General features: G+C 62.2%; 16 protein-coding genes. 8 read left to right on the forward strand and 8 right to left on the reverse strand.

The genetic code is table 11. The features are described 5' to 3' along the window. Positions 1-5: 5 nt before the first annotated feature. On the reverse strand, positions 6-440 hold the full coding sequence (locus tag ACN0RJ_RS01190; RefSeq protein ID WP_417723165.1) for a c-type cytochrome: 435 nt from the start codon (positions 438-440) through the stop codon (positions 6-8). A 155-nt stretch (positions 441-595) separates the two neighbouring features. On the opposite strand from ACN0RJ_RS01190, the gene idi reads away from it, so the two are divergent. Next, the gene (idi, locus tag ACN0RJ_RS01195; RefSeq protein ID WP_417723166.1) at positions 596-1,117 is read left to right on the forward strand and encodes an isopentenyl-diphosphate Delta-isomerase; all 522 of its coding nucleotides are present in this window, start codon (positions 596-598) and stop codon (positions 1,115-1,117) included. Between the two features lie 6 nt (positions 1,118-1,123). On the opposite strand, the gene ACN0RJ_RS01200 is transcribed toward idi, so the two are convergent. Genes ACN0RJ_RS01200 through ACN0RJ_RS01210 form a run of 3 tightly spaced genes read right to left on the reverse strand, consistent with a single transcriptional unit; the run spans position 1,124 to position 3,407 of the window. Continuing rightward, positions 1,124-1,711, reverse strand: coding sequence for a Smr/MutS family protein (locus tag ACN0RJ_RS01200; protein WP_417723167.1), 588 nt, complete (start codon positions 1,709-1,711; stop codon positions 1,124-1,126). Continuing rightward, complete coding sequence (locus ACN0RJ_RS01205; protein ID WP_417723168.1) at positions 1,708-2,751, reverse strand: murein transglycosylase A; 1,044 nt, start codon at positions 2,749-2,751, stop codon at positions 1,708-1,710. The genes ACN0RJ_RS01200 and ACN0RJ_RS01205 overlap by 4 nt, the downstream gene beginning before the upstream one ends. Then, positions 2,748-3,407: a Tim44/TimA family putative adaptor protein gene (locus tag ACN0RJ_RS01210; RefSeq protein ID WP_417718765.1), complete on the reverse strand. Its 660-nt coding sequence runs from the start codon at positions 3,405-3,407 to the stop codon at positions 2,748-2,750. The genes ACN0RJ_RS01205 and ACN0RJ_RS01210 overlap by 4 nt, the downstream gene beginning before the upstream one ends. Before the next feature lie 106 nt (positions 3,408-3,513). Here ACN0RJ_RS01210 and ACN0RJ_RS01215 point away from each other — a divergent pair, with 106 nt between their 5' ends. Further along, a complete protein-coding gene (locus tag ACN0RJ_RS01215; protein WP_417718826.1) occupies positions 3,514-4,008 on the forward strand; it encodes an FxsA family protein in 495 nt (164 codons plus the stop codon). 55 nt (positions 4,009-4,063) lie between these two features. After that, the gene (secB, locus tag ACN0RJ_RS01220) at positions 4,064-4,585 is read left to right on the forward strand and encodes a protein-export chaperone SecB (RefSeq protein WP_417718764.1); all 522 of its coding nucleotides are present in this window, start codon (positions 4,064-4,066) and stop codon (positions 4,583-4,585) included. Positions 4,586-4,597: 12 nt separating this feature from the next. Here the strand turns inward: secB and dnaQ are convergent, their stop codons facing one another. From dnaQ to ACN0RJ_RS01240, 4 genes are read right to left on the reverse strand one after another with little or no spacing between them, the layout of a single operon-like run. Continuing rightward, positions 4,598-5,287 carry a DNA polymerase III subunit epsilon gene (dnaQ, locus tag ACN0RJ_RS01225; protein ID WP_417723169.1) on the reverse strand — a complete coding sequence of 230 codons (690 nt, stop codon included), beginning with the start codon at positions 5,285-5,287 and terminating at the stop codon, positions 4,598-4,600. After that, complete coding sequence (gene coaE, locus ACN0RJ_RS01230) at positions 5,280-5,870, reverse strand: dephospho-CoA kinase (RefSeq protein WP_417723170.1); 591 nt, start codon at positions 5,868-5,870, stop codon at positions 5,280-5,282. Before coaE ends, dnaQ begins: the two co-directional genes overlap by 8 nt. Continuing rightward, complete coding sequence (locus ACN0RJ_RS01235; protein ID WP_417718761.1) at positions 5,867-6,700, reverse strand: shikimate dehydrogenase; 834 nt, start codon at positions 6,698-6,700, stop codon at positions 5,867-5,869. The genes coaE and ACN0RJ_RS01235 overlap by 4 nt, the downstream gene beginning before the upstream one ends. Further along, positions 6,697-7,296 (reverse strand): Maf family protein, encoded by a 600-nt coding sequence (locus ACN0RJ_RS01240; protein ID WP_417718760.1) that lies wholly within the window; start codon positions 7,294-7,296, stop codon positions 6,697-6,699. Before ACN0RJ_RS01240 ends, ACN0RJ_RS01235 begins: the two co-directional genes overlap by 4 nt. A gap of 529 nt (positions 7,297-7,825) precedes the next feature. Here ACN0RJ_RS01240 and rho point away from each other — a divergent pair. From rho to ACN0RJ_RS01265, 5 genes are read left to right on the forward strand one after another with little or no spacing between them, the layout of a single operon-like run. Beyond that, positions 7,826-9,097 (forward strand): transcription termination factor Rho, encoded by a 1,272-nt coding sequence (gene rho, locus ACN0RJ_RS01245; RefSeq protein ID WP_417718759.1) that lies wholly within the window; start codon positions 7,826-7,828, stop codon positions 9,095-9,097. A gap of 19 nt (positions 9,098-9,116) precedes the next feature. Continuing rightward, the gene (gene mnmE / locus ACN0RJ_RS01250; RefSeq protein ID WP_417723171.1) at positions 9,117-10,400 is read left to right on the forward strand and encodes a tRNA uridine-5-carboxymethylaminomethyl(34) synthesis GTPase MnmE; all 1,284 of its coding nucleotides are present in this window, start codon (positions 9,117-9,119) and stop codon (positions 10,398-10,400) included. Between the two features lie 11 nt (positions 10,401-10,411). After that, the gene (gene mnmG, locus ACN0RJ_RS01255; RefSeq protein WP_417723172.1) at positions 10,412-12,280 is read left to right on the forward strand and encodes a tRNA uridine-5-carboxymethylaminomethyl(34) synthesis enzyme MnmG; all 1,869 of its coding nucleotides are present in this window, start codon (positions 10,412-10,414) and stop codon (positions 12,278-12,280) included. Continuing rightward, positions 12,277-12,894 (forward strand): 16S rRNA (guanine(527)-N(7))-methyltransferase RsmG, encoded by a 618-nt coding sequence (gene rsmG / locus ACN0RJ_RS01260; RefSeq protein ID WP_417718756.1) that lies wholly within the window; start codon positions 12,277-12,279, stop codon positions 12,892-12,894. The genes mnmG and rsmG overlap by 4 nt, the downstream gene beginning before the upstream one ends. Next, positions 12,887-13,696, forward strand: a complete 810-nt coding sequence (locus tag ACN0RJ_RS01265) for a ParA family protein (RefSeq protein WP_417718755.1) — start codon at positions 12,887-12,889, stop codon at positions 13,694-13,696. Before rsmG ends, ACN0RJ_RS01265 begins: the two co-directional genes overlap by 8 nt. The last annotated feature ends 14 nt before the right edge of the window (positions 13,697-13,710 follow it).

Here is a 13,710-nt window from a genome sequence, read left to right on the forward strand (position 1 = left end):
GCGGATTACATCTCCGGTCCGACCGAGAGCAGGTAGGCGTAGACGTCTTCCATACCCTTGCGAAGCCGGAACGACATGCCGGACCGTGCGCCGGAATCGCCGGTAAACTCCTTCAGGAAACCGCTCGGGTCCTGAAGGTAGGCGACGAAATTCGCCTCGTCCCAGACCAACCCCTTTTCCGCGGCTTCGAGGATGCCGGCCTTGTAGCGATAGCCGTCCTCGGCCGCCGCCGGGCGCCCGAGAACGCCGTAGAGGTTGGGGCCGGTCTTGCCGCCCTTGACGACGACCGTGCCGTCTTCGGCGACCACCGCGTGGCAGCTCAGGCATTTCTTGAATGCCTTCTCGCCCGCCTCGACATCACCTCCGCCACCATGGCTTTCCGCAAGCGCGGTCGTCGCAAGGCCCAAAGCCGCGATAGCCGTCAAAAGGGTCGTTCTCATCGCCTCGTCTCCCGTTGTGCGTCGTCGCACCGGACCCTAGCCGAAGGTCTGTATTTGCAACAATACGCCCTTGGTCGATCTGCGACCTATTGCCAGTGTCCGCGCCAGACCGTCCGCCGCTTGACCTTCCGGGCCGCATTGGGGACAGAGACGGCATGGACCACATGATTCCGGCATGGATCGACGGAACGCTCGTACCGCTCGACAAACTCGAAGTTCACCGCAGAGGCCTGAAGCACAAGGCCGTTTCCGTCTTTGTCTTGCACGGGGATGCGGTGCTGCTGCAACGCCGGGCGCTGTGCAAGTACCACACGCCCGGGCTCTGGGCGAACACCTGCTGCACGCATCCGCACTGGGACGAAAGTGCCGAAGCCTGCGTGACCCGTCGGCTGCGGCAGGAACTCGGTATCACCGGATTGACGCAGGACCATCGGGGCCAGGTCGAATATCGCGCCGATGTCGGGGGGGGCATGATCGAACACGAGGTGGTCGAGATCTTTGTCAGCCGCGTCGCGACCCCGCCCGTCCTGCAGCCCGACCCGAACGAGGTCATGGACACCGCCTGGATGCCGCGCGAGAAGCTGGACCGCGCCATCGCCGAAAATCCGGACTCCTTCACGCCCTGGCTCAGGATCTACCTGAGCGATCACGCGGAGCAGATTTTCGACCAGCCCTGAGCGGGATCAGCCCCGCCGCGTGAGATAGACGTAATAGGCCCCGCTGCCGCCGTGGCGCTGATGCGCCTCGCTCACCTGAAGCACCGCCTGCGACAGGGGCGGTAGCGCCAGCCAGCGCGGCGCCTGCGTCTTGAGTACGCCCCGCCGTCGCGGCGCCGGGTCGTAGGGCTCTTCGCGGCTGCCCTTGCCGGTGATGACGAGGACCAGCCTCAACCCCTTGGCATGTGCCGACAGGATGAACCGCATCAGCGCCGGATGCGCCTGGTCCAGGGTCATGCCATGCAGGTCGATGCGCGCCTCGGGCGCCAGCTTGCCGCGTTTCAGCCGGCCGTGAACCTTTGCATCCATCCGCAGCGGCGCCTTTTTCAGGCGTTCCGCCGTCGTACCCGAAAAGTCGTGCGTTTCCGTCCGGGGCAGGGTGGCCGACCCCAGCGCAAAGGACGGGATCGTTTCGCGAACCACGACAGGCTTGCCGGGGCGCTGGGGGATGTCCTCCTCGCGGAACTGGGTCTTGCGGCCGGGCAGGCGCTCCGCACTGCGGGCGACCTGTTGCCAGAGATCCAGCTCTTCGGGCCGCAACCGGCGGCGGCTCACAGCAGCGACTCCGGCAGAAGCGCATAGGCGCGCTGGATGGGCAGCAGGACCACCAGCCGTCCGGGGTCCTTCAGCCGCCCGGCCAGACGTCCGGCCTGATCGCCCATGCCGAAAAAGATGTCGGCACGTTGGGCACCCTTGATCGCGGCGCCCGTGTCCTGCGCGATCATCAGCCGATGCATCGGGCCGTTGCCGCCCTTTTCGATCCAGACGGGTGCACCGAGGGGCGTGTAGGCCGGATCGACAGCGATAGAGCGCAGCGGCGTGATCGACCGGTTCATCGCCCCGAGCGGACCCTTTTCCGGCGGCACCTCGTTCACCTCGCGGAAGAAGACGTAGGAAGGATTGCGGAACAACAGTTCCTCGCCTTCCAGCGGGTTGGTCCGGACCCAGGACTTGATCCGCTGTGCCGAAACCTCGTGGGGCTGGAACGTGCCCTGCTCGATCAATTCCTTGCCGATCGAGCGATAGGGCTGGCCGTTCGCCCCGCCGTATCCCACGCGCAGATGCCGCCCGTCGGGCAGCCGGATGCGCCCCGACCCCTGGATCTGGAGAAAGAACAACTCGACGGGATCGTCGACCCAGGCAATCTCGAGTCCGCGCCCCTCCATCACTCCGGTGGTGAGAATGTCGCGGCGCGTCAGCCAGGGGCGAATATCGCGCGCCTCTTCCGGCATCCGGTAGAGCGGATAGCGAAATCGCGGCGTGGGGTAGGTGGAGCCTTCGAGCTCCGGTTCGAAATAGCCGGTGAACAGGCCATCGGCGCCGTCCCCGATCAGCACCGGGCGAAAGAACAGCTCGAAAAAGGCGCGCGCATCGGATGTTTCACGTGCAACCGAACAGAGCGACGCCCAGTCCGGATCGCGCAGGTCGCCGCAGGTTTCCAGAAAGGCGGCAAGCGCCGCGCCGTGATCGTCCCTTTCCCAACCGTCGAGGTCGGAAAAGGAAAGAATGTCGTACGTGGTTTCCGTATCGGCCGCGCTCATGGTGCCTGCCATTGCCAGAAGCGTCAGAATGGCCGCACGGAACGCCTGCTTCATTCGTCCGTTGCGACCAGTTGCCAGTTCGGATCGTCGCTGCCCATGTTGCGCCCGAAGGTCCAGACGTCCTTTTGCCGCTTGACCGAAGTCGCGCTGCCTTCGATCAGCTCGCCCTCGGCGTTCTTCACGACCGAGGTCAGCTCACCGACGTAACGCACGGTGATTTCCGCAAGCTTGTCCGCTTCGTCAAATGTCGCTTCGACCAGGGCCAGTTCGCGCACGCCGACAAATTCCGCTTCGATGGTAATGCCCTGATCATGCCGTGCCTCGACGACTTCGGCAAAGGTCTCGTAGACATCATCCGCAAGAAACGGCTTCAGGGCCTCGATATCGCCCCGTTCGAAGCCCATGAGGATCATCTCGTAGGCACCACGGGCGCCGGAAAGGAATTCGCCGACGCTGAAGGACGGCTCGATCCGCTTCATCTTGGCCAGCGCCTCGGCCGAAGGGCTGCCTTCGGGGACGTGGTCGATGATGTCGTGATCCGGGCCGCCTTCGATGACCTCGAACCCTCGGCGCTGTTCGGGGGACTGTCCCGGACCGGGAACCGGCGGTTTTTCAAAGCCGTCACGACTGCCCAGCACGCTGCGAAGGCGCAGGATCAGGAAAATCGCGATCCCTGCAAGGACCAGCAACTGGACGATCGGCATGTTCATCAGCACCTCATGGGGGTGGGGAATGGAAGTTTTACGGTCGCAGACCTATGTAGGTGCTGCACGCGCCCAAGTCTACCGGTGCGCGTCCGAACGTAGGAGAAGCATGATGTGGTTGTTCCTGGCATTTCTTGCAGTGCCCCTGATCGAGATCGCCCTGTTCATTCAGGTCGGCGGGCTGATCGGCCTCTGGCCGACCCTCGCCATCGTCATCCTGACCGCGATCCTGGGCACCTGGCTGGTGCGGACGCAGGGGCTGAAGGCGCTCGGAGATCTTCAGGGCGCGTTCTCGCGGCTCGAGGATCCGGGCACGCCCCTGGCGCACGGCGCGATGATCCTGCTGTCGGGGGCGCTGCTGCTGACACCGGGCTTCTTCACCGATGCCGTCGGCTTTGCGCTGCTGTCGCCGCCGATCCGGGTCTGGCTGATGAAATATCTCTCGCGCCGGGTCACGGTCGCACGGTTTCAGATGGGCAGCGGCCCGCGACCGTCGCCGTCGCATCCGCACCCGACCGAGGATGCGGATGTGATCGACGGCGATTTCACGGAGATTCCAACCGGCAAACGCCCCAATCACCCCGGTTCCGGCTGGACGAAGCATTGAGGACGTCCGACTTGGCTGCTATGCCAAGTCAACGTCATTGCGAGGAGAAGAAAACATGTCGGAAGTCTCCGATAACGGTGCGGCGGGTCCCGCCGCGGCAGGCGCGACCCCCGCGCCGGTCAAGATGAACGTGCTGGCACAGTTCGTGCGGGATATGTCCTTCGAGAATATCCTGGCGCAAAAGGGCGTCTCGGGCGAAGTGCAGCCCGACGTTCAGGTGCAGGTGAACCTCGACGCCAAGAAGCGTTCGGCCGATCACCAGTTCGAAGTGGTGCTGAAGCTCAACGTCACGTCGAAATCCAAGACCACCTCGGACACCCTGTTCCTGCTCGAGATGGATTACGCCGGCGTCTTCCACATCGAAAACGTCCCCGAAGAGCAGATGCATCCGTTTCTGCTGATCGAATGCCCGCGGATGCTTTTCCCGTTCGCGCGCCGGATCATCTCCGACGTGACCCGCGACGGAGGCTTCCCGCCGCTGAACCTCGAGATGATCGATTTCGTCGCGCTCTACCGCGCGGAAATCGCCCGTCGCCAGCAGGCCGCGACCGACGAAGGCCGCAAGCTCGACGCCTGATCCCTCAGGCCGTCAGGCGCGCTTCCAGAGCGCGCCTTCTCCGAGTTTCTCTACAAAGGCGGCGTGAGCCGCCTTTTCGTCATCCGTGATCCGGGAGGGCAGGGCCGTCACGCGACGGGACGGACGCCAATTCTCGTCGACCGTGGTGCCGGTGCTGCTGTTTCCGCCCTGGGCCAGCGCGAAATCCGGCTGCTTGCCCCCGATCAGTTCCAGGTAGACCTCGGCGAGAATCTCGCTGTCCAGAAGTGCGCCGTGCAGCGTGCGCGACGAATTGTCGATAGAGAAACGACGGCAAAGCGCGTCGAGCGAGGCGGGAGAGCCGGGAAACCGCCGGCGCGCGATGTCGAGCGTGTCGATTGCGCAATCCGGCGGGAGGAGCGGGCGCCTGGACCAGCCGAGCTCGGCGTTCAGGAATTTGACGTCGAAGGCCGCGTTGTGGATGACCAGCTTCGAATCCCCGATGAAGGCGAGAAAGTCGTCGACGATCTGCGCGAACAGCGGCTTGTCCCTCAGGAAATCGTCGCCCAGCCCGTGAACGGCAAACGCCTCCTGCGGCATGGACCGTTCGGGATTGATGTACTGATGGTACGTCTTGCCCGTTGCCACGTGGTTCCACAGCTCGACCGCGCCGATTTCGACGATGCGGTCGCCCTGTTCCGGTTTGAACCCGGTGGTTTCGGTGTCGAGCACGATCTCACGCATTGATCCGCCTTTCGATGTCTTCCAGCACTGTCTGAACCTGCGCGGCGGCATGCTCAAGGGTGTCGGTCCGGATTACATAGTCCGACCGCACGCATTTTTCGTCATTCGGCATCTGGCGCGACAGGATCCTGTCGAGGTCGGCTTCGGTCATGGTTCCCCGCGCCAGAACCCGCTCTCGCTGGAGTTCGGGTGAAATGGTGACACATGCGGTCGCGTCCATCTCCGATTCCGCGCCCGTTTCGAACAGCAGCGGGATGTCGAAAACGCCGATGGCCCCGGGGTGCCGGCGGGCCTGATCCTCGCGGTCGGCCCGCACCAGCGGATGAACCGCGGCTTCGATCCGGGGCAGGGCGGTCGGGTCGGAGGCAATGATGTCCCGCAGCCTCGCACGCGAGACGGCGCCGTCCTCGATCGCATCCGGGAAGAGGGCGCCGATCGGCGCAACCGCCGCTCCCGAGGCGGAATAGAGACGATGTACCGCCGCATCCGCATCCCAGACAACGCAGCCCCGCTCCGCGAAAAGCCGCGCCGTCGTGGATTTTCCCATGCCGATGGAGCCCGTCAGGCCGAGGCGGAATTTCATCTCAGGACGGCGGCGCGCGTCGCTTCGTCGACCTCGGGGCGATGCCCGAACCAGCGCTCGAACCCGGGAACCGCCTGATGCAGCAACATGCCGAGCCCGTCGACGCAGATGCAGCCCTGTTCCGCCGCCACGCGTAGCAGCCGCGTCTGAAGCGGCGCATAAACCAGATCCGTGACCAGCGCGCCCGGCCGCAACCCGTCGAGCGGCACACGAAGTTCTGGCTTGCCGACCATGCCGAGCGACGTCGAATTGACCACGGTCATCGCGTCTTCGAGCATGTTGCCAGCCTTGACCCATTCGAAGACCTGGACCCGGTGCCCGAAGTCGTTGCGAAGCTGTTCGGCGCGCATGCGCGTGCGGTTGGAAATGCGGACTTCGGGCACGCCCACCTCCAGCAGGGATGCCAGCACCGCGCGCGCGGCCCCCCCGGCGCCGAGCACCGCAGCCGGCCCCGCCGCCGGGTTCCAGTTCGGCACGGCCTGGCGCAGGTTCTCGATAAAGCCGTAGCCATCGGTGTTGTCCGCGTGAATGCGACCGTCCTTACGGAAGATCAGCGTGTTCGACGCCCCGATGAGCGTCGCGCGATCCGACACGAGGTCCGCGATCTCCATCACCTTTTCCTTGTAGGGAATGGTCACGTTCACCCCGACGAAACCAAGCTGCGGCAGCATCCGCAGAGCGGCTTCGAGGTTGTCAGGCGCGATGTCCATGGGAACGTAATGCCCGGACAGGCCGTATTTTCGCAGCCAGTGGGCATGCAGGCGCGGAGAGCGGCTGTGCGCGATGGGAGAGCCGATGACCCCGGCCAGAGGAATTTTGTCCATACTCATGTCTCTATGATCCCCCGGGTGGAGAGAAAGGCAAGAAGCTCGAACATCGGGAGCCCCAGAATGGTGAAATGATCACCCTCGATGCGGGAGAAGAGGCGGACACCCTCCTCCTCCATCTTGTAACCGCCGACGGAGTGGCGAATGCTGTCCCAGTTCCGCGCGAGATAGGCGTCGAGGTAGGTGTCGCTGAAGTTGCGCATCCACAGCCGCGCGGTCCCGACATGACGCCATTCCGGTTTCGAGCCGCGGTAGCCGACGACAGCGGACAACAGCATGTGGCGATTGCCGCGCAAGGCCTGCAACTGCTCCCGCGCCTGCTCCGGTGTTTCCGGTTTGGAAAGGCAGCGGCCGTCAAGATCGAGAGTCTGATCGCAGCCGAGCACCAGCGCCTCGGGAAAACGGTCCGAGACGCGCCGCGCCTTGTACTCGGCCAGCGTGTCCGCGATGTCGCGCGGCGTCGCGCCTTCCTCTTCCAGCGATGCACGGATCGACGATTCGTCGATTCGCGCCACCTCGACCCGGAAGGGAACACCCGCCGCGCGCAGCATCTCGGCCCGGATCTCCGAGCCGGAAGCCAGGATCAATTCCTGATTCATGTGGAAAAACCTGCCGATATCCCCGGGTCTGACTCAGAGGAAAGTTCTGAGGAAAAACCACGGAAGTTTCAAGTCGGGGGATATCGGGGGTGAGTCGCCGCCGGTCCGGGCCATCCGTCCGCCTGTGGACCGGGAAAACGCCAGGATGTGGAAGAGCCCGCGCGGCGACAACCGTCCCCGGGGTTCTGCAAGACCTGCAAGGGGTGCGAAACCCCATGTACAAAAGACACATTTCCGACCGCGCCGGAACTGCACGGGTTCGATCCACACAATCATCCACGACGCCGCCCTTCGTGGAAAACCTCCGGACATCCGGATTATCCACGACGACACACCGCCCTTACATCAAAATCCACCTTTCTTACTTTTCTCTTAAATTCAGGAAGACCCGGAGAGTATTTCACCGGAGCCCGTACAGATTGACTTCACCCGTCCGAAGGGCTACCACCCGTCAGCGCCCGTCCGGGTAGCGACTTTCCCCTACGAACAGAACGATGCGGCCGGATCTCTCCGGCCCGGAGGAACGACCATGAGCGAAGAAAAGCTCAATCTTGCCGATCTCAAGGCAAAGAGCCCGAAAGATCTCCTGGCGATGGCCGAGGAGCTGGAGATCGAGAACGCCTCGACCATGCGCAAGGGCGAGATGATGTTCCAGATCCTCCGGGAGCGGGCGGATGAAGATTGGCAGATCTCCGGCGACGGCGTTCTCGAAGTGCTCCAGGACGGCTTCGGCTTCCTGCGCTCTCCCGAAGCGAACTATCTTCCCGGTCCCGACGACATCTATGTGTCTCCCGACATGATCCGAAAGCATTCGCTGCGCACCGGGGACACGATCGAAGGCGAGATCCGCGCCCCCGACGGTGAGGAGCGGTATTTCGCCCTGACCGACGTGTCCGCGATCAATTTCGAGGAGCCCGAGAAGGCCCGCCACAAGATCGCCTTCGACAACCTCACGCCGCTCTATCCCGACGAGCGGCTGAAGATGGAAATCGAAGACCCGACGATCAAGGACCGCTCCGCCCGGATCATCGACCTCGTCGCGCCGATCGGCAAAGGGCAGCGGTCGCTGATCGTGGCCCCGCCGCGGACCGGCAAGACGGTGCTGCTTCAGAACATCGCCAACTCGATCGAGAAGAACCACCCCGAGTGCTATCTCATCGTCCTGCTGATCGACGAACGGCCGGAAGAAGTCACCGACATGCAGCGTTCGGTGAAGGGTGAGGTCGTGTCCTCGACCTTCGACGAACCCGCCACGCGCCACGTTGCGGTTTCGGAAATGGTGATCGAAAAGGCCAAGCGCCTGGTCGAGCACAAGCGAGATGTTGTTATCCTTCTCGACTCCATCACCAGACTTGGTAGGGCGTTCAACACTGTTGTGCCGTCCTCGGGCAAGGTGCTTACCGGTGGTGTTGACGCGAACGCGCTGCAGCGCCCCAAGCGGTTCTTCGGTGCGGCGCGGAATATCGAAGAGGGTGGCTCGCTCACCATCATCGCGACCGCGCTGATTGATACCGGATCGCGGATGGACGAAGTGATCTTCGAGGAATTCAAGGGTACGGGCAACTCCGAGATCGTGCTTGACCGCAAGATCGCGGACAAGCGCGTTTTCCCGGCCATCGACATTCTGAAATCGGGGACGCGGAAAGAGGATCTGTTGATCGACAAGATCGACCTTCAGAAGACCTTCGTGCTGCGACGGATCCTGAATCCCATGGGAACCACGGACGCTGTCGAATTCCTGATTTCGAAGTTGAAGCAAACCAAGACCAACTCTGAATTCTTCGATTCCATGAACAGCTGACGCCGTTCCGCGGGACCCCATGGATACGATCTATGCTCTTGCCAGCGCGCCCGGGAAATCGGGCGTTGCTGTTATTCGGGTTTCCGGTCCCTCGGCTCCGGACGCCGCGAAAGCGCTTGCCGGGAGCGTCCCGGAGGCGCGCAAGGCCGACCTGCGCATCTTGCGCGATGCCGACGGCGCCATGCTGGACCAGGCGCTTGTCCTCGTCTTCGAGGAGGGCGCAAGCTTTACCGGAGAGCGTGTGGTCGAATTCCACACACACGGCAGCATCGCGATCCAGCGCGCCGTGCTTCGCGCACTTTCGCAGCTGCCGGGTTTCAGACTGGCCGAACCGGGGGAATTTACCCGGCGCGCGCTTGAAAATCAGAAGCTGGATCTCACCCAGGTCGAAGCGCTGAGCGATCTGATCGAGGCGCAGACCGAAAGCCAGCGGGTCCAGGCCATGCAGGTGCTCGTGGGCCGTTTGGGGGAGCGCGTCGAAGAGTGGCGCCGCCGCCTGATCACCGCCGCATCGCTTCTGGAAGCCACCATTGATTTTGCGGATGAGGATCTTCCGGTCGACGTGACGGAAGATGTGCGGGACCACCTCGAAAGTGTCCTGAAGGATTTGCGGGTTGAACTGAAGGGCTCGGTCGCCGCCGAACGAATCCGGCTGGGGTTCGAGGTTGCGATCGTCGGTGCGCCGAACATCGGGAAGTCCTCTCTCCTGAATGAACTGGCCGGTAGGGATGCTGCCATCACGTCTGAAATCGCGGGGACCACCCGTGACGTGATCGAGGTGCATATGGAGATCGCCGGACTGCCGGTGACCTTGCTGGATACCGCAGGATTGCGCGAGACCGATGATCCGGTCGAAAAGATCGGGATACAGCGCGCGCGCCAACGGGCTGAATCTGCTGACCTGCGTGTCTTTCTTGTCGGACCGGACGAAGCCCCGATGATGGAACCCAAACCGGGCGACCTTGTGCGGATTTCGAAGGCGGACCTCACAGGTGCCTCGACCGGCATTTCGGTGAAGACCGGCCAGGGTATCGGGGCACTGGTCGAAGAGATCGGCGATGTTCTTTCCTCCCGTACCCGCGATGCAGGTCTGATCACGAGAGAGCGGCACAGGATTGCGTTTCGTGAAGGCACTGAAGCACTAGAGACTGCGATATCGCGGCTTGATCTGGGTCCTGCCGGGTATGATATCACTGCGGAGGAAGTCCGGTTCTCGATTCGGCGCCTTGAGGCCTTGATCGGTCGCGTGGATGTTGAATCGTTGCTGGATGAGATTTTCTCGACGTTCTGCCTCGGAAAGTAGGAGTGTTTCACGTGAAACATCTGGATTTTGATGTCATCGTCGTCGGCGGTGGTCACGCTGGCACCGAAGCCGCCGCGGCCTCTGCGCGCATGGGGGCAAGAACAGCACTCGTCACACTCAAGGAATCCGGCATCGGTGTGATGTCCTGCAACCCGGCCATCGGTGGTCTGGGAAAAGGCCACCTGGTTCGGGAAATCGACGCGATGGACGGGGTCATGGGCCGGGTGGCGGATCATGCCGGAATACAGTTCCGGCTATTGAACCGTCGGAAGGGGCCCGCTGTTCAGGGACCGCGCGCGCAATCCGACCGCAAGAGATATCGGACAGCCATGCTGGCCGAGATGAAGTCCGTCCCGAACCTTTCCATTGTCGAAGGGGAAGTCGCAGACATTCTGATCGAAGCGAATGAGGTGAAGGGCGTCGAACTCGCCGACGGGTCGCACATTCTTTGTCGAGCGGTGGTTTTGACGACGGGGACATTTTTGCGCGGCATCATCCACATCGGCGACACCTCGCATCCAGGAGGGCGTATGGGCGATGCGCCTTCGGTGAAACTCGCGGATCGGATCGACTCGATGAGCTTGCCGCTTGGTCGATTGAAGACCGGAACGCCGCCGCGGCTGGACGGACGCACGATTGATTGGGCAGCTTTGGAAAGCCAGCCCGGTGACGACGATCCGGTGATGTTCTCGTTCCTCAATCAAAAGCCCGTCGCCCGGCAAGTTTCCTGCGGAATCACTCATACGAACGAAGCGACGCACGATATCATTCGCCGCAATCTCGAGCGCTCGGCAATGTACGGCGGTCATATCGAAGGGATCGGCCCGAGATATTGCCCTTCGATTGAGGACAAGATCGTCCGGTTTGCCGACAAGACATCGCATCAGATATTCCTCGAACCGGAAGGTCTGGACGATGACACGGTTTATCCGAACGGCATTTCCACGTCCTTACCGGCGGATGTTCAAGAGGACTACGTCCATTCCATCGCTGGGTTGGAAAACGCCGTCATCCTGCAACCCGGATACGCGATCGAGTACGATTATCTGGACCCCCGATCTCTGGACTTGAGCCTCCAGGTCAAAGGCGTTCGGGGGTTCTTTACCGCAGGGCAGATCAATGGCACCACCGGGTACGAGGAAGCTGCTGCTCAAGGTCTCGTCGCCGGACTGAATGCGGCCCGTGTGTCCTCTGACGGTGAAGCGATAACCTTTGGCCGGTCCGAAAGTTACATCGGCGTGATGGTGGATGACCTCACATCCCGCGGTGTGACTGAGCCCTATCGCATGTTCACCTCGCGCGCCGAATTCCGGTTGTCCCTTCGCGCCGATAATGCGGATCAACGGTTGACGGGGAAGGGCATCGCACTCGGCTGCGTCGGGTCAGATCGTGCAGAACGTCATTTGGAGAAGATGGAAAAACTGGCGGCGGGGCGGGACGTTCTTCAAACGGAGAAGATTTCCGCGAAGCAACTTGGTGAGCTCGGCGTTGCGGTCAATGTCGATAGCGGCAAGCGGACCGTCTATCAGGCCTTGTCGCTGCCCGACGTGACCGTGACCCTGCTTGCGTCGGCCTGTCCCGAGGTGAATCAGCTGGAGCCTGCCATAGCTCTGCAGCTTGAACGTGACGCTCTTTATGCGAATTACATCGAGCGGCAGAAGGGAGACGTGGCTGCCCTTCAGAAGGACGAAGCTCTGGAAATTCCGGATGACTTTCAGTTTTCCGGACTCTCGGGTCTGTCGAACGAATTGCAGGCGAAACTTGTGCGCGCCCGGCCGACGACCCTTGCCCAAGCCGGCAAGGTCGAAGGCATGACGCCCGCAGCGCTGTCTCTTCTGCTTGTCCATATCAAACGCTCGGGCGTGAAAAAATCGGCATGACCTCTCATCATGAGCTGCCCTTCGATGTTTCACGTGAAACACGAGACAGGCTGGACCTGCATCTCAGCGCCCTGAAGAAATGGAACCCGAAGATCAATCTGGTGTCCAAATCGACGGTCGAAGACGCGTGGAACCGCCATGTGCTTGATTCCGTGCAGCTTTGGACGCTGTTGAAGAAAGATACCGGAATTTGGGTTGATCTGGGCTCCGGCGGCGGTTTCCCGGGTGTGGTCATCGCCATCCTGGCGGCCGAACTGGCGCCGGGGCTCTCCGTTATCCTGGTGGAGAGCGATGCACGGAAATGCGCCTTCCTCCGGACCGTGATCCGGGAGGCCGGTCTTATGGCCAAGGTCGCGACACAGCGCATTGAAACCCTAGATCCGCTGAACGCCGATGTGCTGAGCGCGCGAGCCCTGTCGGATCTCGACCAGTTGCTTCATTTCACCGATCGGCATCGCTCTGCGGATGGTCAGGCGCTGTTTCCCAAGGGGCAATCCTGGAAAAAAGAAGTCGAGATCGCCCGCAAGACGTGGCAATTCTCGTGCATTCCCCATACAAGCATCAGTGACCCGCAAGCGGTCATTCTGGACATCGGAGCGTTGACACATGTCTGACCTTTCGCGACCGTTCGGCCCGAAGATCATCGCCGTCGCCAACCAGAAGGGCGGGGTCGGCAAGACCACAACGACCATCAACCTCGGGGCGGCTTTGGCCGAAAAGGGCCGCAAGGTCCTGGTGATCGACCTGGATCCGCAGGGCAATTCTTCCACCGGCCTCGGTATTGATCCGGAGCAGCGCGATTACACGACCTACGATCTTTTGATCGAGGATGTCCCGCTGGGTGAGTTGATCCTTTCGACGGAGACGCCGGGCGTTTTCCTGATCCCCGCGACGGTCGACCTCAGCTCGGCCGATATCGAACTGGTGGCGAACGAAAAGCGCAGTTTCCTGCTGCATGATGCGCTGAGGCAGGTGGGGATGGATCGGTTCGATTTCGATTTCATCCTGGTCGATTGTCCTCCTTCGCTGAATCTTCTGACTGTCAACGCGATGGTGGCCGCGCATTCCGTTCTGGTGCCGCTGCAAAGCGAATTCTTCGCGCTCGAAGGTTTGTCGCAGCTCATGCTGACTATCCGCGAAGTGCGACAGACCGCCAATCCGGATCTTCGCATCGAGGGCGTCGTGCTGACGATGTACGACGCGCGCAACAACCTGTCGCGGCAGGTCGAGGAAGACGCGCGCGAAAACCTCGGCGATCTGGTTTTTGCGACCGTCATTCCCCGCAACGTGCGGGTGAGCGAGGCACCGTCCTTTTCGCAGCCGGTGCTCGCCTATGACACGCTGTCCAAGGGGGCCGCGGCATATCGCTCGCTCGCGGATGAAATTCTGCAAAAGAACAACACGATCGCCGCTTGAATGATCGAAGGGAC

Origin of the sequence: Salipiger sp. (assembly GCF_048261495.1) — a bacterium.
GTDB lineage: Bacteria > Pseudomonadota > Alphaproteobacteria > Rhodobacterales > Rhodobacteraceae > Salipiger.

Coding starts and splice junctions, on each gene's coding strand:
- ACN0RJ_RS01190 (WP_417723165.1), bottom strand. CDS start 440: ATGAGAACGACCCTTTTGACGGCTATCGCGGCTTTGGGCCTTGCGACG.
- idi (WP_417723166.1), top strand. CDS start 596: ATGGACCACATGATTCCGGCATGGATCGACGGAACGCTCGTACCGCTC.
- ACN0RJ_RS01205 (WP_417723168.1), bottom strand. CDS start 2,751: ATGAAGCAGGCGTTCCGTGCGGCCATTCTGACGCTTCTGGCAATGGCA.
- ACN0RJ_RS01210 (WP_417718765.1), bottom strand. CDS start 3,407: ATGAACATGCCGATCGTCCAGTTGCTGGTCCTTGCAGGGATCGCGATT.
- ACN0RJ_RS01215 (WP_417718826.1), top strand. CDS start 3,514: ATGTGGTTGTTCCTGGCATTTCTTGCAGTGCCCCTGATCGAGATCGCC.
- secB (WP_417718764.1), top strand. CDS start 4,064: ATGTCGGAAGTCTCCGATAACGGTGCGGCGGGTCCCGCCGCGGCAGGC.
- dnaQ (WP_417723169.1), bottom strand. CDS start 5,287: ATGCGTGAGATCGTGCTCGACACCGAAACCACCGGGTTCAAACCGGAA.
- coaE (WP_417723170.1), bottom strand. CDS start 5,870: ATGAAATTCCGCCTCGGCCTGACGGGCTCCATCGGCATGGGAAAATCC.
- ACN0RJ_RS01235 (WP_417718761.1), bottom strand. CDS start 6,700: ATGAGTATGGACAAAATTCCTCTGGCCGGGGTCATCGGCTCTCCCATC.
- ACN0RJ_RS01240 (WP_417718760.1), bottom strand. CDS start 7,296: ATGAATCAGGAATTGATCCTGGCTTCCGGCTCGGAGATCCGGGCCGAG.
- rho (WP_417718759.1), top strand. CDS start 7,826: ATGAGCGAAGAAAAGCTCAATCTTGCCGATCTCAAGGCAAAGAGCCCG.
- mnmE (WP_417723171.1), top strand. CDS start 9,117: ATGGATACGATCTATGCTCTTGCCAGCGCGCCCGGGAAATCGGGCGTT.
- rsmG (WP_417718756.1), top strand. CDS start 12,277: ATGACCTCTCATCATGAGCTGCCCTTCGATGTTTCACGTGAAACACGA.
- ACN0RJ_RS01265 (WP_417718755.1), top strand. CDS start 12,887: ATGTCTGACCTTTCGCGACCGTTCGGCCCGAAGATCATCGCCGTCGCC.